22 protein-coding genes and 1 tRNA gene are annotated in these 23,199 nt (G+C 73.3%); 16 read left to right on the plus strand and 7 right to left on the minus strand.

The features are described 5' to 3' along the window. Positions 1-322: 322 nt before the first annotated feature. Positions 323-397 (plus strand) — tRNA-Arg (locus ACGH48_RS11195). Positions 398-453: 56 nt separating this feature from the next. Here the strand turns inward: ACGH48_RS11195 and ACGH48_RS11200 are convergent. Both ACGH48_RS11200 and ACGH48_RS11205 read right to left on the minus strand, forming a co-directional pair. Beyond that, positions 454-834, minus strand: coding sequence for a VOC family protein (locus ACGH48_RS11200; RefSeq protein WP_340196392.1), 381 nt, complete (start codon positions 832-834; stop codon positions 454-456). 51 nt (positions 835-885) lie between these two features. Next, the gene (locus ACGH48_RS11205) at positions 886-1,038 is read right to left on the minus strand and encodes a hypothetical protein (protein ID WP_396288634.1); all 153 of its coding nucleotides are present in this window, start codon (positions 1,036-1,038) and stop codon (positions 886-888) included. Positions 1,039-1,205: 167 nt separating this feature from the next. On the opposite strand from ACGH48_RS11205, the gene ACGH48_RS11210 reads away from it, so the two are divergent. From ACGH48_RS11210 to ACGH48_RS11220, 3 genes are read left to right on the plus strand one after another with little or no spacing between them, the layout of a single operon-like run. Then, positions 1,206-2,264 carry a Gfo/Idh/MocA family protein gene (locus ACGH48_RS11210; protein ID WP_396288636.1) on the plus strand — a complete coding sequence of 353 codons (1,059 nt, stop codon included), beginning with the start codon at positions 1,206-1,208 and terminating at the stop codon, positions 2,262-2,264. 45 nt (positions 2,265-2,309) lie between these two features. Next, the gene (locus ACGH48_RS11215) at positions 2,310-6,194 is read left to right on the plus strand and encodes a Pls/PosA family non-ribosomal peptide synthetase (protein ID WP_396288638.1); all 3,885 of its coding nucleotides are present in this window, start codon (positions 2,310-2,312) and stop codon (positions 6,192-6,194) included. A 26-nt stretch (positions 6,195-6,220) separates the two neighbouring features. Next, complete coding sequence (locus tag ACGH48_RS11220; RefSeq protein ID WP_396288640.1) at positions 6,221-7,549, plus strand: M1 family metallopeptidase; 1,329 nt, start codon at positions 6,221-6,223, stop codon at positions 7,547-7,549. A 46-nt stretch (positions 7,550-7,595) separates the two neighbouring features. Here ACGH48_RS11220 and ACGH48_RS11225 read toward each other — a convergent pair whose 3' ends face one another. Beyond that, positions 7,596-7,865, minus strand: a complete 270-nt coding sequence (locus tag ACGH48_RS11225) for a helix-turn-helix domain-containing protein (protein ID WP_123312382.1) — start codon at positions 7,863-7,865, stop codon at positions 7,596-7,598. A 32-nt stretch (positions 7,866-7,897) separates the two neighbouring features. On the opposite strand from ACGH48_RS11225, the gene map reads away from it, so the two are divergent. Beyond that, positions 7,898-8,665, plus strand: a complete 768-nt coding sequence (gene map, locus ACGH48_RS11230) for a type I methionyl aminopeptidase (protein WP_396288642.1) — start codon at positions 7,898-7,900, stop codon at positions 8,663-8,665. On the opposite strand, the gene ACGH48_RS11235 is transcribed toward map, so the two are convergent. Together ACGH48_RS11235 and ACGH48_RS11240 are read right to left on the minus strand one after the other, a co-directional pair. After that, positions 8,649-9,233: a 4'-phosphopantetheinyl transferase family protein gene (locus ACGH48_RS11235; protein WP_396288644.1), complete on the minus strand. Its 585-nt coding sequence runs from the start codon at positions 9,231-9,233 to the stop codon at positions 8,649-8,651. The genes map and ACGH48_RS11235 overlap by 17 nt on opposite strands. Before the next feature lie 45 nt (positions 9,234-9,278). Further along, positions 9,279-9,482 carry a hypothetical protein gene (locus ACGH48_RS11240; RefSeq protein WP_071255966.1) on the minus strand — a complete coding sequence of 68 codons (204 nt, stop codon included), beginning with the start codon at positions 9,480-9,482 and terminating at the stop codon, positions 9,279-9,281. Positions 9,483-9,784: 302 nt separating this feature from the next. Between ACGH48_RS11240 and ACGH48_RS11245 the strand changes: the two genes are divergently transcribed. The 5 genes from ACGH48_RS11245 (at position 9,785) to ACGH48_RS11265 (ending at position 15,180) form a co-directional block, all read left to right on the plus strand. Next, entirely contained in the window at positions 9,785-11,692 is a 1,908-nt protein-coding gene (locus ACGH48_RS11245) for a TPM domain-containing protein (protein ID WP_396291126.1), read from the plus strand. Between the two features lie 80 nt (positions 11,693-11,772). Further along, complete coding sequence (locus tag ACGH48_RS11250; RefSeq protein ID WP_123312378.1) at positions 11,773-12,498, plus strand: PspA/IM30 family protein; 726 nt, start codon at positions 11,773-11,775, stop codon at positions 12,496-12,498. A gap of 42 nt (positions 12,499-12,540) precedes the next feature. Beyond that, positions 12,541-13,362, plus strand: a complete 822-nt coding sequence (locus tag ACGH48_RS11255) for an arginase family protein (protein WP_396288646.1) — start codon at positions 12,541-12,543, stop codon at positions 13,360-13,362. Between the two features lie 55 nt (positions 13,363-13,417). Then, positions 13,418-14,821, plus strand: a complete 1,404-nt coding sequence (locus ACGH48_RS11260; protein ID WP_396288648.1) for a dihydrolipoyl dehydrogenase family protein — start codon at positions 13,418-13,420, stop codon at positions 14,819-14,821. Between the two features lie 2 nt (positions 14,822-14,823). Further along, complete coding sequence (locus ACGH48_RS11265; RefSeq protein ID WP_123312375.1) at positions 14,824-15,180, plus strand: Fe-S oxidoreductase; 357 nt, start codon at positions 14,824-14,826, stop codon at positions 15,178-15,180. A 180-nt stretch (positions 15,181-15,360) separates the two neighbouring features. On the opposite strand, the gene ACGH48_RS11270 is transcribed toward ACGH48_RS11265, so the two are convergent. Together ACGH48_RS11270 and ACGH48_RS11275 are read right to left on the minus strand one after the other, a co-directional pair. Continuing rightward, positions 15,361-16,137 carry an ABC transporter ATP-binding protein gene (locus tag ACGH48_RS11270; RefSeq protein ID WP_395871593.1) on the minus strand — a complete coding sequence of 259 codons (777 nt, stop codon included), beginning with the start codon at positions 16,135-16,137 and terminating at the stop codon, positions 15,361-15,363. Positions 16,138-16,166: 29 nt separating this feature from the next. Continuing rightward, complete coding sequence (locus ACGH48_RS11275; protein ID WP_396288650.1) at positions 16,167-17,099, minus strand: siderophore-interacting protein; 933 nt, start codon at positions 17,097-17,099, stop codon at positions 16,167-16,169. Positions 17,100-17,165: 66 nt separating this feature from the next. Between ACGH48_RS11275 and ACGH48_RS11280 the strand changes: the two genes are divergently transcribed. The 6 genes from ACGH48_RS11280 to ACGH48_RS11305 are packed head-to-tail and all read left to right on the plus strand — an operon-like array spanning position 17,166 to position 23,184. Continuing rightward, positions 17,166-18,107 carry an alpha/beta fold hydrolase gene (locus ACGH48_RS11280; RefSeq protein ID WP_396288652.1) on the plus strand — a complete coding sequence of 314 codons (942 nt, stop codon included), beginning with the start codon at positions 17,166-17,168 and terminating at the stop codon, positions 18,105-18,107. Positions 18,108-18,164: 57 nt separating this feature from the next. Next, entirely contained in the window at positions 18,165-19,718 is a 1,554-nt protein-coding gene (locus ACGH48_RS11285; RefSeq protein ID WP_396288654.1) for an ABC transporter substrate-binding protein, read from the plus strand. 28 nt (positions 19,719-19,746) lie between these two features. Beyond that, on the plus strand, positions 19,747-20,700 hold the full coding sequence (locus ACGH48_RS11290) for an ABC transporter permease (RefSeq protein WP_123312371.1): 954 nt from the start codon (positions 19,747-19,749) through the stop codon (positions 20,698-20,700). Continuing rightward, positions 20,697-21,584, plus strand: coding sequence for an ABC transporter permease (locus ACGH48_RS11295; protein ID WP_396288656.1), 888 nt, complete (start codon positions 20,697-20,699; stop codon positions 21,582-21,584). The genes ACGH48_RS11290 and ACGH48_RS11295 overlap by 4 nt, the downstream gene beginning before the upstream one ends. Continuing rightward, complete coding sequence (locus ACGH48_RS11300) at positions 21,581-22,405, plus strand: ABC transporter ATP-binding protein (RefSeq protein WP_396288658.1); 825 nt, start codon at positions 21,581-21,583, stop codon at positions 22,403-22,405. The genes ACGH48_RS11295 and ACGH48_RS11300 overlap by 4 nt, the downstream gene beginning before the upstream one ends. Then, positions 22,402-23,184 carry an ABC transporter ATP-binding protein gene (locus ACGH48_RS11305; protein ID WP_340197144.1) on the plus strand — a complete coding sequence of 261 codons (783 nt, stop codon included), beginning with the start codon at positions 22,402-22,404 and terminating at the stop codon, positions 23,182-23,184. The genes ACGH48_RS11300 and ACGH48_RS11305 overlap by 4 nt, the downstream gene beginning before the upstream one ends. Positions 23,185-23,199 lie beyond the last annotated feature (15 nt).

Consider the following 23,199-nt stretch of genomic DNA (forward strand, 5'->3'; position numbering starts at 1 on the left):
CACGCAACCTCGCACCAGCCCGCAACGGACGCACCGTGCGGACAGGAGGCCCGCGGCGGGCCCGCACCGCGCCTCCCGTCCAGCGGCGACCACGCACGGCGCCGGGTCCGCCATCCGGTGCGAGGTTGCACGCATGGTGCGCGTTTACAGCGCCGCACGGAACACGCAACCTCGCACCAGCCCGCAACGCGCGCACCGTGCGGACGGGAGGCCCGCGGCGGGCCCGCACCGCGCCTCCCGTCCGCCCTGCAGTCGCGTCCCCTGCGCGACACGCGCTGTCCGGGACCGCGCGCCGGACCTGCTACGGTTGTTGCACCCCTTGGCCCCCATAGCTCAGGGGATAGAGCACTGCCCTCCGGAGGCAGGGGCGGAGGTTCGAATCCTCCTGGGGGCACCAGAACAACGCCGCAGGGCCGCGTGACGCAGACCACGCGTTTGGCGCCGACGGGGTGGTCACCGGGGCTCCGCTCGCACCGCGAACAGGTTCCCGAACGGGTCGAGCAGCTGGCAGAGCCGCTCCCCTGTGAACACCGTCTTCGGCCCCCGGTGCGCGACGGCACCGTTCGCGACCCAGTCCTCGACGACGGCGTCGACGTCCGGCACCGTCCAGTACGGGACCGTGCCCGAGGGCCCCGGTGTGTTCAGCTCGTCGGCCCGGTGCAGCGTGAAGCGGACGCTCCCGATGTCGAACGCGACGAGCGCCCCACCGCGGACGACCGGTTCGCGGCGGAGCCTGGCCGAGTACCAGGCGACCGCGGCGTCGAGGTCGTCCACGAACAGGAAGACGTTGCCGACGGGACCGATCGTGAGCGGGGTTGCGGGGTCGTCAGGCATGCGGGTTCTCCTTCGTCGTGGGCTGGTGCGGCGATGGCGTCGGCGCTCCGCTCACCGGTGCTCGACCTCGAGCGCCTGCGCGAGGAACGCGAGCGATCCGGGAAGGGCGTGGTCGGTGTACCCCTCGGCGTGCCGGAGACCCGGGATCAGCTGCAGGGTGCTCGGCACGCCGACCGCGGTGCGTGGCGGCTCTTGTGCGGGCATCCGATGACGACCTTCCTCGAGCTCCCGACGCCCGATCGGGCAGGGGGACGGAATCCGATTGTGATCGACTGCGGCACGGGACGGTTGTGTCAGATGACTCGATGCGGGTCGGATCCGGGGCGCCAGGCCGCGCGACGACGGTCGGGTCCTCCCGGTAGCGTGCCGGCATGACGATGACGTTCCCCGAGCCCGAGGTCCACGCGCTCCGAGGCGGGCCGACGCTCGGGTGGGGCGTGATCGGCCCCGGGGAGATCGCGAACGACTTCACCGCCACGATGCACGCGAACTCCGACCAGCGCGTCGTCGCCGTGGGGTCCCGCTCCCCCGAGCGTGCCGCCGCCTTCGCCGCCCGCCACCGCGTCGCCGGGGTGCACGGCTCGTACGAGGCCCTCGTCGCGGACCCCACCGTCGACGTCGTCTACGTCGCCTCCCCGCACCCGCAGCACCTCGGGCACGCGCTGCTCGCGATCGCCGCGGGCAAGCACGTCCTCGTCGAGAAGCCGATGACGACCTCGGCCGCGGACACCCGCACCCTCGCCGAGGCCGCACGGGCCGAGGGCGTCCTGGCGATGGAGGCGATGTGGACCCGGTACCTGCCCGGCTCCACGGTGATCGCCCGTCTGCTCGCGGACGGCGCCCTCGGCGACGTCCGGCTCGCGACCGTGGACGTCGGCTGGCCGCACGACCCGGACCCGGCCGACCGCATGTTCGACCCCGCCGCCGGCGGCGGCGCACTCCTCGATGCCGGTGTCTACGGGCACTGGTTCGCACGGTTCGCCACCGGCGCCCCGGTGACCAGCAGCACGACGGGAGCGGTCTCGGATCGCGGGGTCGACCTCCAGTCCGTCACCGTGTCGACGGCGGACGGTGGCGCACAGGCCGTGGTGGCCACGTCGATGACGGCGTGGACGCCGGGGCTGGCGGCCATCGCGGGCAGCCGGGCCACCGTGCGGTACACCGACCACTTCGTGTTCCCGGCGTCGTTCGCGGTGCACCACCGGGGTGGGGAGGACCGCTGGTCGGAGCCGACCGGGCTGCGGGGTCGACAGGGGCTCGTCTGGCAGGCGGCGGCGCTCGCCCGGTACGTGGCGGACGGCCGGACGGAGTCGCCGGTGCACTCGCTCGACGACTCGATCGGGATCGCGCGGGCGCTCGACGCGGCGCGTGCGGACCTCGGCACAGGGGCCGTGGCGTCTGTTTCCGAGCGCGACACCTCGACCCCCTAGGATCACGGGCCGGTCGTCCTGCACGCGACCGGGAAGAGGGAACCGATGACCACCGGCACCGGGAACGCGCAGCTCGAACTCGCCCGCGGCGGGGACGCCCCCGCGCCACGGACCCTGTTCGACGTCCTCGCGGCGACCGCGGCCACCCACCCGACCGCCACCGCGCTCGAGGACCCCGCCGGCACCGTCGACTACGCCGCCCTGCTCGACCTGGTGCGCGCACAGGCCGACGACCTCGCCCGTCGCGGTGTCCGACGGGGCGACCGGGTCGGCGTGCGGATCCCCTCCGGCGGACGCGACCTGTACCTGTCGATCCTCGCCGTCCTCGCCGCCGGAGCCGCGTACGTGCCCGTCGACGCCGACGACCCCGAGGAACGCGCGACCCTGGTGTTCGGCGAGGCCGGCGTCGTGGGCGTCATCGGAGCCGGCGGCGTCCTGCGCGACCGCGACGGCGGCGAACTGCCCGTGACGGACCCTGCGGCGAGCGCCGCACTCCCCCACGAGGACGACGATGCGTGGATCATCTTCACGTCCGGGTCCACGGGCGTGCCGAAGGGCGTGGCGGTCACCCACCGCAGTGCTGCGGCGTTCGTGGACGCCGAGGCGCGGATGTTCCTGCAGTCGGCGCCGATCGGTCCGGGCGACCGGGTGCTGGCGGGGCTGAGTGTGGCGTTCGACGCGTCGTGCGAGGAGATGTGGTTGGCGTGGGGGCACGGTGCCGCGTTGGTGCCGGCGCCGCGGTCGTTGGTGCGGACGGGGGTGGACCTGGGGCCGTGGCTCATCGCGCACACGATCACGGTGGTGTCGACGGTGCCGACGCTCGCGGCGCTGTGGCCGGACGACGCGTTGGAGCAGGTGCGGTTGGTGATCTTCGGTGGTGAGGCGTGCCCGCCGGAGCTGGCGGCGCGCATCGCGAGTCGTGACCGTGAGGTGTGGAACACGTACGGTCCGACCGAGGCGACGGTGGTGGCGTGCGGGTCCCTGCTCGACGGGAGCCAGCCGATCCGGATCGGGCTGCCGCTGGACGGGTGGGACCTGGCGGTGGTGGACGCTGCCGGGCAGCGGGTGGAGCCGGGTGGGGTCGGTGAGCTCGTGATCGGTGGTGTCGGGTTGGGTCGGTACCTGGACCCGGCGAAGGACGCGGAGAAGTACGCGCCGTTCCCGGAGCTCGGGTGGGCGCGGGCGTACCGGAGCGGTGACCTGGTGCGGTACGACCCCGAGGGACTCGTGTTCCAGGGACGTGCGGACGACCAGGTGAAGCTCGGGGGCCGGCGGATCGAGCTCGGTGAGATCGACGCGGCCCTGCAGGCGCTCGACGACGTGGCGGGTGGTGCTGCGGTGGTGCAGCGGACCCCTGCGGGGAACCAGGTGCTGGTCGGGTACGTGGCGCCGGTCGCGGGTGCCACGGTCGACGTCGCTGCGGCGAACGCCCGGTTGCGGCAGGAGCTGCCCGCTGCCCTCGTGCCGCTCGTCGCGGTGGTGGACGCGCTGCCGACGCGGACGTCGGGCAAGGTCGACCGTGCCGCCCTGCCGTGGCCGTTGCCCGGGGCGACCGACGCCGCGATGCTGCCGGACACCGTCGCCTGGATCGCGGAGCGGTGGGCGGCGATCCTCGGGGTGCCGGTGTCGAGCGTCGACGACGACTTCTTCGCGCACGGCGGCGGTTCCTTGACGGCGGCGCAGCTCGTCTCGGCGATCCGCGAGCGGTTCCCGACGACGACGGTGGCGGACGTGTACGACCACCCGCGCATCGGTGCGCTGGCGGCCGCGCTGGACGAGTCCGGTCCGGTCGCGGCGGCGTCGCGCGACGTGACCCCGGTCCCGCCGGCGACGGGGCTCGCGATGACGTTGCTCGGGCTGCCGGTGCAGGTGCTGCGCGGGCTGCGGGTCCTGACGTGGACGGCGTCGGTCGCGGCGGTGCTGCACGCGACCACGCTGCCGTTCCTGCCGGTGCTCCCCTGGCCGGCACTCGTCGTCGCGCTGCTGGTGTTCGTGACGCCGATCGGCAAGATGGCGGTGACGGTCGTGCTCGCCCGGCTGCTGCTCGTCGGGGTCCGTCCGGGCGACCACCCCCGCGGCGGTTCGGTGCACCTGCGGGTCTGGCTGGCGGAGCGGATCGCCGAGGCGGTCGACGGCCCCTCGACCGCCGGGGCGCCGTGGATCAGCTACTACGCCCGTGCGCTGGGGGCGCGGATCGGCGCCGACGTCGACCTGCACACGCTCCCGCCGGTCACCGGGATGCTCACGATCGGCAAGCGTGCGTCGATCGAGCCGGAGGTCGACCTCGCGGGGCACTGGGTGGACGGCGACGTGTTCCGCCTGGGTCGGGTCCGCGTCGAGGACGACGCGGTCGTGCACAGCCGCACCACGCTGCTGCCCGGTGCGCACGTGGGCGCGGGCGCCGAGGTCGAGGCCGGTTCGGCCGTCGCCGGCCGGGTGCCCGCCGGTGAACGCTGGGCGGGTTCGCCCGCCGAACGCATCGGCTCGGCCAGGCACGGCCGGGAGGCCCGTCCCCCGTCGCGTCGGCGCTGGCTGCTGGCGTACGGGGCCGGCTCCGTGGCCGTGGCCGGGTTGCCGGTGATCGGTGTCGCGGTCGGGCTGCTGGTCGCCGCCGTTCTGGTCGGGCGCGCGCCGACGCTCGGCGACGCCGTCCTGCGCGCGCTCGCGACGGTGCCGCTCGCGACCGTGGTCGCCGGGGCCGTGTACGCCCTGCTCGTGGTGGGGTCGGTGCGGCTCCTGGGCATCGGGCTGCACGAGGGACGCCACCCCGTGCGCTCGCGGATCGGCTGGCAGGCGTGGTCGACGGAGCGGGTGCTCGACGCGGCCCGTACGCTGCTGTTCCCGCTGTACGCCTCGCTCGTGACGCCGGTGTGGCTGCGGCTGCTCGGAGCGAAGGTCGGCCGGAACACGGAGATCTCCACGGTCCTGCTCATCCCCGCGCTGACGCAGATCGCGTCCGGGGCGTTCCTTGCCGACGACACCATGGTCGCGACGTACGAGCTCGGCGGGGGCCGGGTGCGGATCGGCCGGTCGAAGGTGGGCCGGCGGGCCTTCCTCGGCAACAGCGGGATGACGGGCGCCGGACGCTCCGTGCCGCGCGAGGCCCTGGTGGCGGTCCTGTCCGCCGTGCCGAAGAAGGCCAAGCGCGGGTCGTCGTGGCTCGGCTCGCCCCCGGTGCGGCTCCGCCGTGCGGCGACGCAGTTCGACGAGGAGCGCACCTTCCGTCCGCCGGTGCGGCTCAAGGTCGCCCGCGGCTGCTGGGAGCTGCTGCGGCTCGTGGGACCGATGGTGTCCGCGGGCGTCGCCCTCGGCGTGGCCGGCACGCTGCTCGCCCTGTGGTCCGCGGTCGGTGTCGGGTGGACGGTGCTGCTCGCCGGGCCGGTGCTGATCGTCGCCGGTGCCGTCGCCGCGGTGGTGTCGACGATCGCGAAGTGGGTCTTCGTCGGCCGGATCACCGCCCGCGAGCACCCGCTGTGGTCGTCGTTCGTCTGGCGCAACGAGGTGCAGGACACCTTCGTCGAGACGGTCGCCCGGCCGTGGTTCGCCGAGCAGGCCACCGGCACCCCGGCCCTGGCGGCGTGGCTGCGGAGCCTCGGTGCGACGATCGGCCGCGGCACCTGGCTCGAGACCTACTGGCTCCCCGAGGCCGACCTCGTGACGATCGGCGCCGGCGCCTCGGTGGCGCGCGGGACCGTCGTGCAGACCCACCTGTTCCACGACCGCGTGATGCAGCTCGACACCGTCCGGCTCGACGCCGGGGCGACCCTCGGCCCGCACAGCGTCGTCCTGCCCGCCGCGGGCATCGGCACGGGCGCGACGGTGGGTCCGGCCTCGCTCGTGATGCGCGGCGAGCAGGTGCCCACCGGGTCGCGTTGGTCCGGCAACCCCATCGCTCCGTGGACAGCCGAACCGGCCACCGTGGCGGACTGACCGGCGCCATGGGGTTGACTGAGACCGTGCCGAACACCTCCGCTGCCGACCCGTACACCCCGCACAGCGGCGACCGACGCTGGAGCGCCGAGCACTACGACCTCCGCCTCGACTACCGCGTCGCCACGAACCGCCTCGACGGCACCGCGACGATCACCGCGCGCGCCCTCGAGCCGCTGGACAAGATCGTGGTCGACCTGCACGGCCTGAGCGTCGAGCGCGCCGACGTCGACGGTGCCCGCGCGAAGAAGGTGTCGAACGCCGTGCACAAGGTCACCGTCACCCCGGCGTCCCCGATCGCGGCCGGCACGACGTTCACCGTGCACCTGAAGTACCGCGGCAACCCGCGCCCCGTGCGCAGCGCCTGGGGTCAGGTCGGGTGGGAGGAGCTCACCGACGGCGTCATCGTCGCGGCCCAGCCGACCGGGGCACCCTCGTGGTTCCCGTGCAACGACCGACCGGACGACAAGGCGACCTACCGGTTCGAGATCGCCGCCGAGGCCGCGTACGACGTCCTGGCGAACGGCGAACTGCTCGGCAAGGAACGCGACCGGATCGGCACCCGCTGGACCTACGCCACCACCGAGCCGATGGCGACGTACCTGGCGACGGTGCAGATCGGCCGGTACCGCACGACGAGGCTCCGCGGCGCCGTCGTCCCCGTCACCCTGCACCACCCCGCCGACCTGGCGACCGCCGCGAAGACCGACTTCGGTCAGGTGCCGGAGATGCTCGCGCTGTTCTCCGACCGCTTCGGCCCGTACCCGTTCGCGGCGTACGGCGTCGTGGTCACCGACGACGAGCTCGAGATCCCGCTCGAAGCCCACGGGCTGGCGGTGTTCGGCCGCAACCACGTCGACGGCGAGCACGGCACCGACCGGCTCATCGCGCACGAGCTCGCGCACCAGTGGTTCGGCAACTCGGTGACGGTCGCGCGCTGGCAGGACATCTGGCTGCACGAGGGGTTCGCCTGCTACGCCGAGTGGCTCTGGTCCGAGGAACGCGGTGGCGACACCGCCGACACGCTCGCGGCGGAGTACCGGCAGGGCCTGCTCGACCAGCCCGAGGACCTCGTCGTCGGGGACCCCGGTGCGAAGGACATGTTCGACGACCGCGTCTACAAGCGCGGCGCCCTCGCCCTGCACGCCGTCCGCCGCACGTTCGGCGACGACGCGTTCTTCACCGGGCTGCGCAGCATCACCGAACGACACCGGCACGGTTCGGTGACGGTGCCCGACGTGCTCGGGGCGTTCGCGGACGCCGCCGGCCGTCCCGTCGCGGACGTCCGTGCGGTCACCGGCCCGTGGATCGACCAGGCGTCGGTTCCGGCGCTGCCCGCGCCGCGCGTCGACTAGCGGGCTCCGCTGCCCGGTCGGCTATCGGGCTCCGCCGCCCGGTCGGCTAGCCCGCCAGTTCGCCGTCGGCCGGGTCGCAGCTGACCTCGGACCACACGGCGTCGAGCGACAGTCCGACCACGCCGGCGACGGATGCGATGGTCGAGAACGCCGGCGTCGCGATGCGCCCGGTCTCGATCTTGCGGAGCGTCTCGGGCGAGATCCCGGCAGCGAGGGCGGTGTCGACGATCGACCGTGGACCACGGGCACGACGGAGCAGCGCACCGAGACGGCGGCCGCGCGCGACCTCGTCGGGGCTGAGCGGGAGACGGACCATACCCACATAGTAATACCGGTATGATCATCCGCGTGATCGAGATCCTGACGCCCGCCGAGGTCGACAAGGCCCGCGCCACCGGAGCCCTCGTGGGCACCATCCTGCAGACCCTGCGCGAACGGACCCGCGTCGGCACGAACCTGCTCGACATCGACCGGTGGGCGAAGCGGATGATCGAGGACGCCGGTGCCGACTCCTGCTACGTCGACTACGCACCCTCGTTCGGCCGCGGTCCGTTCGGCCACCACATCTGCACCGCCGTGAACGACGCCGTGCTGCACGGGCTGCCGCACGACCGGGCCCTCGCCGACGGCGACCTGCTCACCCTCGACCTCGCGGTGTCCCTCGACGGCATCGCCGCCGACGCCGCCGTCAGCTTCGTCGTCGGGACCCCGCGCGACGAGGACCTCGCCCTCATCGACGCCACCGAGCGCGCCCTCGCCGCCGGGATCGCCGCCGCCGGACCCGGTGCGCGCACCGGGGACCTGTCGCACGCCATCGGCACCGTGCTCGAGGCCGCGGGATACCCGGTCAACGTCGAGTTCGGCGGCCACGGCATCGGTTCGACCATGCACCAGGACCCGCACGTGTCGAACACCGGCCGCGCGGGTCGCGGCTACACGCTCCGGCCGGGGCTCCTGCTCGCGCTCGAGCCGTGGGTGATGGCCGACACCGACGTGCTCGTCACCGACCCCGACGGATGGACGCTGCGCAGCGCCACCGGAGCCCGGACGGCCCACACCGAGCACACCATCGCGATCACCGAGGACGGCGCAGCGGTGCTCACGCTCCCCCGCTGACCGTCCCCTCGACCACGACGGGCAGCCCGCCGGCCGCGACGACGAGCACCAGGTCGGCTGCCGGTCGGAAGACCGTGACGGCGTGGTCGACCCCCTCGAAGCGCGCGGACCCGGCCGCGACGTCGACGTCCACCGAGCTCGGGTCGACGCGCAGGCCCCGGCCGTCGCGCTTCAGCACGGCCTCCTTCGCCGCCCAGCAGGCCGCGAGCAGGCCGACCTCACCCGCCGAACGATCGCGTTCACCGGACGTGAAGGCGTCGAGCGGCGCCGCGGCGACGCGGGACACGCGCTCGACGTCGACGCCGACCGAGCCGGGAGCGACCGCGATGGCGACTGCCCCGGTCGTGCGCGACACGCTGACGCCGTAGCCGGTGCCGCGCACCGTGGCCCACGGACGACCGTGGTCGGTCCCGCCGCAGTGCGGGCAGACGCGCCCCGCGCGCACCTCGGCCGCCTCGGAACCGGACGCCGACGCGACGGCGGCGATCAGGGCCTCCCGGTCGGCAGCGCGGTCCGGACCGGGCGCGCACAGCGTCACGACGACGGTCTGGAGGCCCGACTCACCCACGCACGCAGCCTACGGTGCGCGGATGGCCGGTCCAGAGCCGTGTCGCTACGCGTGCGTGAGCGCGATGAGTGCGACGTTCATGGTGCTGTAGAGACCCTCGGATCGGGTCGCCTGGCGGACGCGTCCGCGCAGCACCTCGTAGCGGCCGTCGTGCTCGCGCACGAAGCCGATCACGCCGGTCGCCGGCGTCGACACGCGGTGGTAGCCGTCCTCGAGCGGGACGACCTCGGTACTCGTGGTTCGCTCCATTGCTGTTCCCTTCCGTTCGTCGTCGAACAGTGCCGTCAGCATACCCCGGCTCGGGGGACAAGACACCCATGGATCGGCTTGTCCACAGGGTTCACCGGGAGTCTGTCCGTGCGCTCCGGGGCCTGGATAGACTCCGGGCGACGGCGCACACAGGGCGCGGTTCGGTGCGGTGTCGACGGCGCCGACCGGTGACGGACGGAGGACGGATGCGAACGGTCCAGCACGGATCGGGCACAGGCGGGTCGAGCACGGAACGGGGGACAGCGCGGCTCTGGGGTCGCGTCACGGCAGCGGTCGTGGCGATGCTGATCGTCCTGGCTCCGGCAGCGACCGCGCAGGCCACGGCACCCGTCGACCTGGGTGGGGCGTACGTCCTCGACGAAGCCGACGCCCTCAGTTCGTCGCAGCAGGCGCAGGTCGAACAGGCCGTGCAGGACCTGTACGCCGAGACCCAGACGCAGCTGTACGTGGTGTTCGTGCCGACGTTCACCGATCCGACGGACCACACCGCATGGGGCTCCGCGGTCATGGACCGGAACCAGATCGACACGGACGGCATCCTCCTGTCCGTCGCGGTCGACGAGCGCAACTACGACGTCCAGCAGACCAACGAGACCGCCATCTCCGAGTCCGACGTGCAGAGCGCCGTGAACGACGCACTGCTCCCCGAGCTGAAGCAGGGCGACTGGTCCGGCGCGGCCGTGGCGTTCGCGAACGGCCTGACCGACACCCAGGCGCCGCCGGACCTGACCTGGCTCTGGGTCCTGCTGCTCGTCATCGTCGTCGGCCTGGTGGTCGTCGTGATCGTCATCCGCACCCGCAACAAGCGCAGGACCGCCGCGGCCACCAAGGCGCAGCAGGAGTCCCTCGCCGACCTCGAACGCACCGCGGGCGGAGCGCTCGTCACCATCGACGACGAACTCCGCACCGCCGAGCAGGAGGTCGGGTTCGCCACGGCGCAGTTCGGTCCCGACGCCGCGAAGCCCTTCGCCGACGCCGTCGCCGCCGCACAGCAGGCCGTACGCAAGGCCTTCACGTTCCGGCAGCAGCTCGACGACGAGATCCCCGACTCCCCCCAGCAGCGGGCCGACTGGGCGAACCAGATCATCGCGATCTGCCAGCAGGCGCACGCCTCGATCGAGGAGCAGACCGAGGCCTTCGACCAACTCCGGTCGCTCGAGGACGGCGTCGACGACGCTGCGGTCGCACTGGCCCAGGCAGTGGCGGCCGCCCCGGCTTCGGTCGGCGCGGCAGCAGCAGCCCTCGACCGCGTCCGGTCGCGGTACACCGGCCGAACCCTCGCCACCGTGTCCGACAACGTCGACCAGGCCCACCAGGTCCTCTCCTACGCCACCGAGCGCTCGAACGCGGCCACCGCGGCGATCGCCGCGGGCGACAAGGGCGAGGCCGTGGTCGCCGTGCGTGACGCCCAGCACGCACTGGCGCAGGTGCAACAGCTCACGAACAGCGCGATCGCCGCCGAGGGGTCGTTCGCCGAGGCAACGGCGCGCGCCGAGGCGATGCGCATCGACATCGAGGGCGACGTCGCGGCGGCCCGGACGCTCACCGTCGGCGGTCCCGACCTCGCCGCCGCCGTCACACGGGCGCAGACCGTGCTCCGACAGGGCCTCGACCCGAAGGACCCGGTCGCCGCGGTCGACGCCCTCACCAAGGCGAACACCGAGATCGACCAGGCCATCGCCGCAGCCCGCGGTGCCGAGGAGCAGCAGCGCCGGGCGTCCCGAGCGCTCGACGACGCCCTGCGCGACGCCCGGAACCGGATCAGCCAGGCGCGGGAGTACATCTCGCTGCACCGCGGCGGCATCGGGCCGACCGCCCGCACCCGGTTGTCCGAGGCCGAGCGCGCCCTCGACGACGCCGTGCAGCTCGCCACGACCGATCCCGGACAGGCTCTGCAGGCCGCACGCGCCGCAGAGCAGTACGCGGCCGCCGCGATGGACGCCGCGAACGGCGACATGGGCGGCTGGGGCGGCGGTGGCGGCGGCTTCGGCGGTGGCGGCGGCAACGGGGCACAGCTCGGCGGCCTCGTCACCGGCATCGTGCTCGGCGGCCTGCTCGGCGGCCGCGGCGGCAGCTTCGGCGGCGGTTCCTTCGGGGGCGGCGGCGGGGGCTTCGGCGGGGGCGGCGGCTTCGGTGGTGGGGGCGGCGGAGGCGGCGGAGGCGGGTTCTCCGGCGGCGGCCGCTTCTGACCCCGTCCCAGCCGACGAACAGACCACACACCCGACAGACCAGACACACCACGTCAGACCTTCCAGGAAAGGGAACAGCAATGGCAAAGCAGACGATCTTCGGCCGCATCTCCACCCTCGTGCGGGCAAACATCAACCAGCTCATCGACGACGCCGAGGACCCGCAGAAGATGCTGGACCAGCTCGTGCGCGACTACACGAACAACATCGCCGACGCGAAGACGGCGATCGCGCAGACCATCGGCAACGTCCGTCTGCTCGAGCAGGACCACGAAGAGGACAAGCGGGCCTCGACCGAGTGGGGCCAGAAGGCGGCCAACGCGTCCTCCGCCGCGGACAAGTACCGCGCCGAGGGCAAGACGGCCGAGGCGGACAAGTTCGACAACCTCGCCAAGATCGCGATCGGCAAGCAGATCGCTGCCGAGCAGGAGGTCAAGGACGCCGAGCCGAACCTCGCCTCGCAGAACGAAGCGGTGGAGAAGCTCAAGACCGGGCTCGCCGGCATGGAGCAGAAGCTCGAGGAACTCCGGGCGAAGCGCGACAACCTCGTCGCCCGCTCCAAGACGGCCGAAGCGCAGTCCAAGGTCAACGACGCGCTCGGCAACATCGACGTGCTCGACCCGACGAGCGACCTCGGTCGCTTCGAGGAGAAGGTCCGTCGTGAAGAAGCGAAGGTCCTCGGGCAGCAGGAGCTGCAGTCGTCGAGCCTCGACGCCCAGTTCGAGAGCCTCGAGGACGTGGGCAAGGACGCCGAGGTCGAAGCACGACTCGCCGCGCTGAAGTCCGGCGGCTCGTCGAGCCTCTGACCTTCCCGGACGACGCCGGACCCCACCTGACAGACTGAGACGATGCAGTTCCTCGTGGTCGGTCAGTGGCAGGGTTCGGCGTCGTCGCGCGCGATGCGCCTCGGGGACGGAGCGACCGCGATCGCGGCCGACCTCCCCCGAGCGTCCACCACCGTGGTCGACGTCCCCACCGGCGCCGGCGACCGCCTCGAGACGGCCGTCGCCCGCTACACCTCCGTGCTCGCCGTCGCCGACCGCGTGGCAGAGGAGACCGGCGTCGCGAGCGAACCGGTCCTCGTGGTCGGCGGGGACGGTGCGAGCGTCCTCGGCGCGACCGTGGGCCTCGGCCCCGACACCGCGTTCGTGCGGATCGCGGGGTCCAGCGGGTACCGGCCACTCAATCGTGCGCAACCCGTCGCCGCGGAGACCGCAGCCCTGCGGATCCTCGTCGACCGCGCCGACGAGCTCTTCCCCGCCCTGCCCGTGCTCCTCGCCTCGTCGGTCGTGGTCGCAGGGGTCCGGGGTCTCGACGACGCCGAGGAAGCAGCGCTCGACCGTGCCGGGATCGCCCGGCTCGACGTCGACGCGGCCACCCCGGACGCCCTCGCCGCCGCCGTCGACGCCACCGGTGCCACGTCGGTGTTCGTGCACGTCGACCTCGACGTCCTCGACCCGTCCGAGGTCGACGGCCTGCTCGAACCCGTGCCGTTCGGACTCGACGGCGCCGGTCTGGTCGAGCGGATCCAGGCCGCGACCCGCGGCCGGCGCCTGGCCGGCGCCGCGCTCACCGGATTCGCTCCCGTCGACCCGGACCGTGCAGTGGACGACCTCGGCGTGATCCTGCGCGTCGTCGGGGCGTTGACCAGCGCCTCCCGGGTGGCCTGAGAACCGAACCGGCGCGCCGGGCGCACCCCATGCCGGTCCGCGTACGCTCGGGCCCATGACGGACTACGACCTCATCGTGATCGGCGCCGGCGCAGTCGGCGAGAACGTGGCGGACTACGCCCACAAGCGCGGCCTGGCGGTCGCGATCGTGGAGTCCGAACTGGTCGGCGGCGAGTGCTCCTACTGGGCGTGCATGCCGTCGAAGGCACTGTTGCGCAGCGGCCACGCCCTGGCCGCGGCGAAGCGCCTGGACGGTGCGAAGCAGGCCGTCACCGGCGAACTCGACGCGGCCCACGTGCTCGCGCGCCGCAACTCGTTCACCTCGGACTGGAAGGACGACGGCCAGGTGTCCTGGCTCGAGTCCGCCGACATCGCCCTGATCCGCGGCCACGCCCGCATCACCGGTGAGAAGACGATCGAGGTCGGCGGCGAGACGCACACGGCCCGCGCCGCCGTCGCGGTCGTGACCGGGTCGCTGCACGCGCTCCCCGACGTGCCGGGACTCGCCGACGCGAAGCCGTGGGGCACGCGCGAGGGCACCAGCGCCCAGCAGGTGCCGGAGAGCCTGCTCGTGATCGGCGGCGGCGTCGCCGGCTCCGAGCTCGCCACCGCCTGGGCGTCGCTCGGTGCGAAGGTCACCCTCGTCGCCCGCCACGGGCTGCTCGGCGGCATGGAGCCGTTCGCCGGCGAGCTCGTCACCGACGCGCTCCGCGAACTCGGCGTCGACGTCCGCACCGGTGTCAGCCCCGTGCGGGTCGACCGCGACGAGCACGGGCTCGTCACCACCACACTCGACGACGACACCACCGTCATCACGAGCGAGGTCCTGGCCGCCACCGGCCGCACCCCGCACACCGCCGACCTGGGGCTCGAGTCCGTCGGGCTCACCGCCGGTGACTGGCTCGAGGTCGACGACACCATGCTCGTGCACGGCACCGACTGGCTGTACGCCGTCGGCGACGCCAACCACCGCGCGCTCCTCACCCACCAGGGCAAGTACCAGGCCCGCGCAGCCGGCGAGGCCATCGCGGCCCGGTACCAGGGCACGCCGCTGCACACCGAGCCGTGGGGCGCCCACGTCGCGACGGCAGACCACACCGCGGTCCCCCAGGTCACCTTCACCGACCCCGAGGTCGCGAGCGTCGGCCTGACCGAGCGTGCCGCCCGCGAGCAGGGGCTGAACGTCCGTGCCGTGGAGTACGACCTCGGCGGGGTCGCGGGGTCCGCACTGCAGGCCGACGGGTACACCGGGCGAGCCAAGATGGTCGTCGACGAGGACCGCGGGGTCGTCGTCGGGGTCACCTTCGTCGGCCAGGACGTCGCCGAGATGCTGCACGCGGCGACGATCGCGGTCGTCGGCGAGGTCCCGGTCGACCGCCTCTGGCACGCGGTGCCGGCCTACCCGACGATGAACGAGATCTGGCTCCGCCTGCTCGAGACCTACGGTCGACCGGAGTAGGGGTGCGCAACCCGCTCCTGGACTCCCCGGTGTCCCGCGCGGGCTGGCTGTTCGCGACAGCGGTCGGCCTCGCGGTGGGCCTGCCGCTGTCGACCGGGCCCGTCCGGGTCGTCGACGGGTTGATCGTCTGCACGGGGCTGCCGCGGTGGGTGTTCCGCCGCGGTGGCACCTGCGTGGGCTCGGTCTACCTGACCCGCGACAACGACGGGCCCAGGGTGCTCCGGCACGAGCGGGTGCACGTCGCGCAGTGGCGGCGGTACGGCATGCTCATGCCCGTGCTGTACGCCGCCGCCGGCCGTGACCCGCTCCGGAACCGCTTCGAGGTCGAGGCCGGCCTGGAGGACGGCGGCTACCGCTGAGCCCCTGCGTCGGCGAGGACGATGGCTCCCCCTGCCGCCGAGGTTCCACGACATGCCGCGTGCGTCCCGCCGAGGTTCCACGGGCGACTCGTGGGCGCGGTGAGATGCCGAGATTTCGGAACCTCGGGGAACCGGCCCGGGCGTGGCGGCGGCGGGGCCGGGCGCGCGGGCGGGCGGGCGTCAGGCTGCGGCGGGGCGACGCGGGACGATGAGGGGCGTGCCGGTCTCGGGGTCGGGGACGACCACGCACGGCAGACCGAAGACGTCCTCCACCAGGTCGGCGGTGAGCACGGACGACGGCGGCCCCGCGGCCACGATCGACCCCTGGCGCATCGCGATGACGTGGGTGGCGTAGCGCGCCGCCTGGTTCAGGTCGTGCAGCACCGCGACGACCGTCCGACCGGCGGCGTGCAGCGCGGAGGCCAGTTCGAGCACGTCGTACTGGTGGGCGATGTCGAGGAACGTCGTGGGCTCGTCGAGGAGCACGATGTCGGTCTCCTGCGCCAGGACCATCGCGATCCACACCCGTTGCCGCTGCCCGCCGGAGAGCTCGTCGACGCTGCGGTCGGCCAGATCGAGGGTCTCGGTCTGCTCGAGGGCGGCCTGCACGGCCCGCCGGTCGGACCCGGAGGACGGGTGCAGCAGGTCCTGGTGCGGGAAGCGCCCGCGGGACACCAGGTCGCGGACGGTGATGCCGTCGGGGGCGATCGGCGTCTGCGGGAGCATGCCGACCCGCCGGGCCACGGCCTTCGGTCGGTACGAGTCGATCGGCGCGCCGTCGAGGTACACGGTGCCGGCGCGCGGCTTGAGGGTGCGAGCGAACGACTTCAGCAGCGTCGACTTGCCGCACGCGTTCGGGCCGACGATGACGGTCAGTTCGCCGTCGGGGACGTCCACGTCGAGCGCGTCCACCACGATGCGGTCGTCGTACGCGAGCGTCAGCCCACGCACGCCCAACGCGGTCGTGGGGAGCTCGGCTGCGGCGTTCAGTTCTCGGCCTTGCCGTGCCGCCAGTACCCCATGAACGCGACCTGCTTCCGGTCGATCCCGACGCCGCGCACCAGGTGCCGACGGAGCTCCTTGACGCAGCCGGCCTCCCCCGCGATCCACGCGTACACCGGACGCTCGTCCACCGGCGCGGGGACGTCCCAGAGCACCTGCTCGTCGACGTCGACGTCGGTCAGCTCGACGGCGTCCCCGCAGGCGGGACCGGCGACGGACGCAGGACCGGCGACGGACGCGGAACCGGCGACGACCGTCGACGCCCAGGCGTGCACCTGGTCGGTCATGCGGACGCCGTGCGTCGCGCCGTTCCGGGCGATCCAGCGGACCTCGACCCCGGCGGGCGCGGTCACGGGCAGCCGGTCGGCGTCGGTCGGCACCTCGATGAAGACGTGGCCGACGGTCGAGACGTCGAGCGCTTCGAGGATGGCGCAGATGGCCGGGGCGGCGGTCTCGTCCCCGGCGAGCAGGATGCGGTTCGCGTGCCCGGGTGCGAACTCGGCGGCACCGGTCGGCAGGTCCTCGGGCGACTCCGGCACGCGGGGCCCGACGATCCGGAGCTCGTCACCGACGCGGCAGGACGACACCCACCGCGATGCGGGTCCGGCGTCGCCGTGCGCGACGAAGTCGATGTCGAGCTCACGGGCGTCGGGCCGGAACGAGCGGACCGTGTACGTGCGCAGCGGGTTCCGTTCCGCGTCCGGCAGGGCACGCCAGGCGGTGTACCAGTCCTCGTCCTCCGGCAGTTCGGAGAAGCCCACGCCGTCCAGCGGCAGCACGACCTTGATCCGTTGGTCGAGCCCGACCGAGGAGAAGTCCGCCAGGGCATCGCCCGTCAGCGTCACCCGGACGAAGTGCGGGGTGAGGGACGTGACCGCTGCCACACGGACGGAGAAGACGCGGTACCGGGTTGCCACGGATCCGAGTATGGCATGCCTTACCTAACAGCTCCAGACCCCGCCGACGGTGCGAAGATCGCTTCCGTGCCCGATGCCTCCGACGACGAATTCGCAGACCTGGCCGCCCTCGCCCGCGCGAGCGGCGTGACGGAGCCGCTCCGCGCCTCCAGGCAGGTGGTCCGCACCCACGACGGACAGGAGACGTCCGCCATCCGGTGGGGAGACCGGGAGGCCCGGATCACCTACCTGCACGGCCTCGGCATCGACGCCCACAGCTTCGACCAGACCGCGCTCGCCGTCGGCGAGCCGGCGGTCGCCCTGGACCTGCCGGGACACGGCCGGTCGTCGTGGCGGGACGACGCGGACTACGGGGCGTCCGTGACGGCGCCGACCGTGCTCGCCGCGCTCGACGCCCTGCAGGTCCCGCCGGGGATCGTCGTCGGGCACTCCCTCGGCGCGATCCTGTCGGCACGGCTCGCGGCCACGGCACCGGAGCGGGTCACCGGGCTCGTGCTCGTCGACATGTCGCCGGACTTCGCACAGCGGGCGGTCGACCGGATCGCCCGGGCGCTCGAGGCCGAGGAGCCCTTCGCCACGTTGGACCAGGTCGTCGACCGGGCGATCGAGGCACGCGTCGGCGACGACCGGCACGTGCTGCTGCGCGAGGCCCGCCACACCACGCGGCTCGGCGACGACGGCGCGCTCGTCCGGCGGCACCACTTCCCGCACCTGCCCGCCGGCCGCACGTCGTCGGTGGGGCGCTTCGCCGACGCCTGGCCCGACCTCGAGGCCCTGCGGGTGCCGATCCTGCTCGTCCGCGGCGACCGCGGGTACGTCTCACCGAAGCTGCACGCCGCGTTCGCCGAGCGCCTGCCGGACGCCGAGATCGTGACGGTCACCGCGCGGCACGCGGTGCAGAACCAGGCGCCCCTCGAACTCGCTGCGGCGATCCGGGCATGGGCGGGACGTCACGGTTTGTTGCACGGGATCGATGAACCGTCGCGGGACCGTACCGGCCCCCGGTAACCTCGTGCGAGCGCGAGCTGTGACCATCGCCTCGCGTCCGGAAGGAACCCACACCCCATGAGTCCGCTCCTGCACCGCCGTACCGTCCGGGCTGCACGCACCACGCGCATCGGACGTGCTGCCCTCGCCGCCACCGCGGTCGCCGTCGTCTCCGCCCTCGCGCTGACCGGTTGCTCCGGCTCGTCGAACGAGAACGGCGGCGCCGACGCCACCGTGCGCGTCGGCCTGGTGCTCGAACCGACCAGCCTCGACATCCGCACGCAGTCCGGTGCAGCGCTCGACCAGGTGCTCATCGACAACGTGTACCAGGGCCTCGTCGGCCGGACCGCCGACGGCGACATCCGCGACGTGCTGGCCTCCGAGCACGAGGTCTCCGACGACGGCCTGACCTACACGTTCACGCTGCGCGACGGCATCACGTTCCAGGACGGCAAGGACGTCACCGCGGCCGACGTCGTGTGGTCGCTCGAGCAGGTCAAGTCGAACGAGACCTACGTGGACTCCGCGAAGCTCGCCGGCGTCACCTCGATCACCTCCCCGTCGACCGGTGTGGTCCGGCTCGAGCTGGCGAAGCCCGACTCGGACCTGCTCTGGAACCTGACCGGCCGCTCCGGACTGGTGCTCGAGAAGGCCGCGACGAACGACCTGTCGGACACCGCCAACGGCACCGGCCCCTACGAGGTCGCGAGCTGGAAGCAGGGCGACTCGCTCACCTTCGACCGCAACGACGACTACTGGGGCACGAAGGCGAAGGTCGCGAAGATCGTCTTCCGGTACATCACCGACCCGTCGACGGCCGTCAACGCGATGGCGAACGGGGACCTCGACGTCCTCAACCCGGTCGACGGCACGCTGAAGAGCCAGCTCCAGGGGAACGCCGACATCGCGCTGCACAGCGGCAAGACGACGGACAAGTACACGCTGGCGTTCAACGACCGCAAGGAACCGTTCACCGACAAGCGGGTGCGCCAGGCGATCCGGCAGGCGATCGACCCGAAGGCGCTCATCAAGGCCATCGGCGGCACGGGCGTCGAGCAGGGCGGTCCGATCCCGGAACTCGACCCCGGGTACGAGGACCTGACCGACATCGACGCGTACGACCCCGACAACGCGAAGCGGCTCCTCGCCGCTGCCGGGCAACAGGACCTCGAGCTCACGCTCACCTACGCGAACGTCTACCCTGCGACCATCGGCGACGTGCTGAAGTCGCAGCTCGCCGACGTCGGGATCACCCTGACCGTCAAGCGCGTCGACTTCGCGACCTGGCTGTCCTCGGTGTTCCAGGCACCGAAGTCGGGCGAGCGTGACTTCGACCTGTCGATGGTCGACCACGTCGAGGCCCGCGACTTCGGCAACTGGGCGAACCCCGACTACTACTTCGGCTACGACAACGCCGAGGTGCAGTCGCTCTACGCCGAGTCGATCGCGGCGACCGACGAGGCCACCAAGACCGAGGCCCTGCGCAAGGCCGCGAAGATCGTGAGCGAGGACGCCGCCGGCGAGTGGCTCTACACGGCCACCGAGATCACCGCGGTGCGGACCGGCGTCACGGGCTTCCCCGTCGACGGCGGCAACTCGAGGCTCGACCTGTCGAAGCTCGCCGTCAAGTGAGCCGACCCGCTGCCGGAGCTCCGAGCACGTGACCCGGTTCCTGGTCGGCAGGCTGCTGCTGCTCGTCGTCGGGCTGCTCGTCGCGAGCGTCATCATCTTCGCGACCCTGCGGGTGCTGCCCGGCGACGTCGCGCAGGTCGTCGCCGGCACCCAGTCGACCCCGGCGCAGGTCGAGCAGCTCCGGCAGCAGCTCGGCCTCGACCGGCCCGTCGTGGTGCAGTACCTCGACTGGATCGGCGGGGTGTTCCGCGGCGACCTCGGTCGGTCCCTCGTGACGAACGGGCAGGTCGCGCCGGAGATCGCGCAGAAACTGGCGATCACCCTGCCGCTCGCGGGCATGTCGCTCGCGACCGCGCTCGTGATCGGCGTCCCCCTCGGGGTCGTCGCCGCGGTGCTCCGCCGTCGGCCGGGCGGCGCCGTCATCGGGTTCGTCGCGCAGGCCGTCGCCGCCGTCCCGGTCGTCTGGGCCGGCATGCTGCTCGTCGCCCTGTTCGCCGTCACGCTGCACTGGCTGCCGACGCAGGGCTTCCCGCTCGACGGCTGGTCCGAGCCGGGCCGGGCGTTCGCCTCGCTCGTGCTCCCCGCCCTGACCATCGGCGCGGTCGAGGGTGCCGTCATCCTGCGCTTCACCCGGTCGGCGACCCTGTCGGTGCTCGACGCGGACCACGTCCGCACCGCTGCCGCGATCGGCCTCACCCGCACGCAGGCACTGCTCCGGCACGGGCTGCCGTCGGTCGCCCTCACGGTGCTCGCCGTGCTCGGGGTGCAGATCGCCGGACTGCTGGTCGGGGCCGTCGTCGTCGAGCAGCTGTTCTCTCTGCCCGGTGTCGGGCGCATGCTCGTGACCGACGTCGGCCGCCGCGACATCACCAAGGTGCAGTCCGAGCTCCTCGTGCTCACCGGACTGGTGCTGCTCGTCGGGTTCGCCGTCGACGTCGTGCACCGCACCCTCGACCCGCGCCAACGCGAGGTGTCCGGGTGATCCGCCGCCTGCTGTCCCGCCCCACCGGGGTCTTCGCCGTCGTCGTGCTCGGTCTGCTCGTGGTCCTCGCCGCGGTGTCGCTCGTGTGGACGCCGCAGGACCCGTTCCGCGCCGACCCGTTCCACCAGTGGGAGGGTCCGAGCGCCGCGCACTGGTTCGGCACCGACGCCGCCGGCCGCGACATCGCGAGCTACCTGCTCGCCGGCACCCGCACCACCGTGCTCGTCGCCGTCGGGGCCGGGGTGATCGCCAGCGTCGTCGGCATCGTCCTGACCGCGATCGGGTCGCTCACCGCCCGCTGGGTGCGCGAGGGCACGGCCGTCCTGCTCGACATCCTGGTGGCGTTCCCGACCCTGCTGACCGCGATGCTCCTGACCGCGGTGTTCGGCGGGTCGCTCGGGGTCGTCATCGTCAGCGTCGGGCTGTCCTTCGGGGTGACGATCGCCCGGGTCGCCCGCGGCGAGATCCGCCGCATCGCCCGCAGCGACTACGTCACCGCGGCCCGCGCCTCCGGTGTCGGTGGTGCCGGGGTGCTGTTCCGCCACCTGGTGCCCAACGCCGCGCCGCTGTTCACCGTGCAGCTCTCGCTCGCGATGGCCACCGCGGTCCTCGCCGAGGCCGGGCTGTCGTACCTGGGCTACGGCGCCGGGTCGGACACGGCGTCGTGGGGCAGCCTGCTGTCCGACCTGCAGACCTACATCGGGGTGCACCCGTGGAGCGCCACCTGGCCCGGAGCCGCGATCGCGCTGGTCGTCGCCGCGCTCTCCCTGCTCGGCGACGCGATCCGCGACGCCACCGACCCGCGTCTGACGACGAACGACCGCGCAGCGGGCGGCGACCGCCGCCCGGACGCGGCCACGACCACCCCCGGGGTGACCGCATGACCGACCGCAGCCACAGCCGCAGCGACACCGGCACCGGCGGGCTCGAGGTGGTGGGGCTCTCCGTCCGCATCACGGGGCGGACGATCCTGGACGACGTGACGTTCACCGTGCCTCCCGGCGAACGCGTCGGCGTGATCGGCGCGTCCGGATCCGGCAAGTCGATGACCTCGCTCGCCCTGATGGGGCTGGAGCCCACCGGGGCGACCGTCACCGGCAGCATCCGCCTGGACGGCACCGAACTCGTCGGCCTGCCCGACCGGCAGCGCGCACGGCACCGCGGGTCCGGCATCGGCATGGTCTTCCAGGAGCCCGGCACCGCCCTCGACCCGCTGCGCCGCGTCGGCACGCAGATCGCCGAGCCCCTGCGGCTGCACCGAGGACTCGACCGGCGGGCGGCACGTGCGGCGGCGACTGCGCTGGCGGCGGACGTCGGACTGCCGGACCCGGAGTCGCTGCTGCGCCAGTACCCGCACCAGCTGTCCGGTGGGCAGCGCCAGCGGATCTGCATCGCGATGGCGATGGCCGGGCAGCCCGCGTACCTGGTCGCCGACGAACCGACGACGGCGCTCGACGTCACGACCGAGGCACGGATCCTCGACCTCTTCGAAGGGTTGTCGGCCGGCATGGTCTTCGTCACGCACGACCTGGCGGTGCTCGCCCGGATCGCCGACACCGCCGTCGTGCTCGACGCCGGCCGGGTCGTCGAGCAGGGCTCGGTCGCGTCGCTGCTCGCGGCGCCGCAGCACCCTGCGACCGTCGCGCTCGTCGATGCCGCGCGCGCGACCGCCCGTCGTACCCGTCCGTCCGGAGGCTCCGCATGACCGCCGTCCTCGACGGAGTCGGGCTGCACCGCACCTACCGACTCCCCCGCCGCGGGCCCTTCGAACCCGGCCCCGTGCGCACCGCCGTCGACGGCGTCGACCTGACGGTCGCCCCCGGACAGCGGCTCGGGATCGTCGGCGAGTCGGGATCCGGCAAGTCGACCCTGGTGCGGCTGCTCGCCGGCCTGGAGGCACCTTCCGCGGGTTCCGTGACCGCCTCCGGTCGTCCGGTGGTGGCGTCCGGGTCCGCGGGTGCGATGCGCTGGTTCCGTCGCGAGACCGGGGTGGTGTTCCAGGACCCGTACGCGTCGCTCGACCCGCGGATGCGCGTCGGCGCGATCATCCGCGAACCGTTGCGGGCGCTCCGGGTGGAGGGTTCGCACGCCGCGCTCGTCCGGGACGTCCTCGAACGGGTCGACCTGCCGGCGGACGCGGTCGACCGCTACCCGCACGAGTTCTCCGGCGGGCAGCGGCAGCGCATCGCCATCGCGCGGGCGGTGGTGCACGGTCCGCGGATCCTGTTCGGGGACGAACCGATGAGCGCGCTCGACGTGGTGGTGCGCGCACGGGTCATCGACCTGTTCCGCTCGCTCGCCGACGACCTCGGGCTGACGCTGGTGCTGGTGTCGCACGACATCGGCGTGGTGCAGCGGCTGTGCGACACCGTCGCGGTGATGTCGGCGGGGCGCATCGTGGAGCACGGGCCGGTCGGGCTGCTCGACGCGCCGGTGCACCCGGTGACGCGGGCGCTGGTCGAGGCCGCGCCGACCCTGCCGTAGCGCGGGCGGCGGCGC

This window comes from Curtobacterium pomorum (assembly GCF_044497295.1).
Taxonomy (GTDB): domain Bacteria; phylum Actinomycetota; class Actinomycetes; order Actinomycetales; family Microbacteriaceae; genus Curtobacterium.

What these genes read in the sequence shown, in the direction of transcription:
- ACGH48_RS11245 (WP_396291126.1), top strand. Translation starts at nt 9,785, where the DNA reads ATGCTGATCGTCCTGGCTCCGGCAGCGACCGCGCAGGCCACGGCACCC.
- ACGH48_RS11255 (WP_396288646.1), top strand. Translation starts at nt 12,541, where the DNA reads ATGCAGTTCCTCGTGGTCGGTCAGTGGCAGGGTTCGGCGTCGTCGCGC.
- ACGH48_RS11250 (WP_123312378.1), top strand. Translation starts at nt 11,773, where the DNA reads ATGGCAAAGCAGACGATCTTCGGCCGCATCTCCACCCTCGTGCGGGCA.
- ACGH48_RS11205 (WP_396288634.1), bottom strand. Translation starts at nt 1,038, where the DNA reads ATGCCCGCACAAGAGCCGCCACGCACCGCGGTCGGCGTGCCGAGCACC.
- ACGH48_RS11210 (WP_396288636.1), top strand. Translation starts at nt 1,206, where the DNA reads ATGACGATGACGTTCCCCGAGCCCGAGGTCCACGCGCTCCGAGGCGGG.
- ACGH48_RS11225 (WP_123312382.1), bottom strand. Translation starts at nt 7,865, where the DNA reads ATGGTCCGTCTCCCGCTCAGCCCCGACGAGGTCGCGCGCGGCCGCCGT.
- ACGH48_RS11200 (WP_340196392.1), bottom strand. Translation starts at nt 834, where the DNA reads ATGCCTGACGACCCCGCAACCCCGCTCACGATCGGTCCCGTCGGCAAC.
- ACGH48_RS11260 (WP_396288648.1), top strand. Translation starts at nt 13,418, where the DNA reads ATGACGGACTACGACCTCATCGTGATCGGCGCCGGCGCAGTCGGCGAG.
- ACGH48_RS11305 (WP_340197144.1), top strand. Translation starts at nt 22,402, where the DNA reads ATGACCGCCGTCCTCGACGGAGTCGGGCTGCACCGCACCTACCGACTC.
- ACGH48_RS11300 (WP_396288658.1), top strand. Translation starts at nt 21,581, where the DNA reads ATGACCGACCGCAGCCACAGCCGCAGCGACACCGGCACCGGCGGGCTC.
- ACGH48_RS11215 (WP_396288638.1), top strand. Translation starts at nt 2,310, where the DNA reads ATGACCACCGGCACCGGGAACGCGCAGCTCGAACTCGCCCGCGGCGGG.
- ACGH48_RS11240 (WP_071255966.1), bottom strand. Translation starts at nt 9,482, where the DNA reads ATGGAGCGAACCACGAGTACCGAGGTCGTCCCGCTCGAGGACGGCTAC.
- ACGH48_RS11285 (WP_396288654.1), top strand. Translation starts at nt 18,165, where the DNA reads ATGAGTCCGCTCCTGCACCGCCGTACCGTCCGGGCTGCACGCACCACG.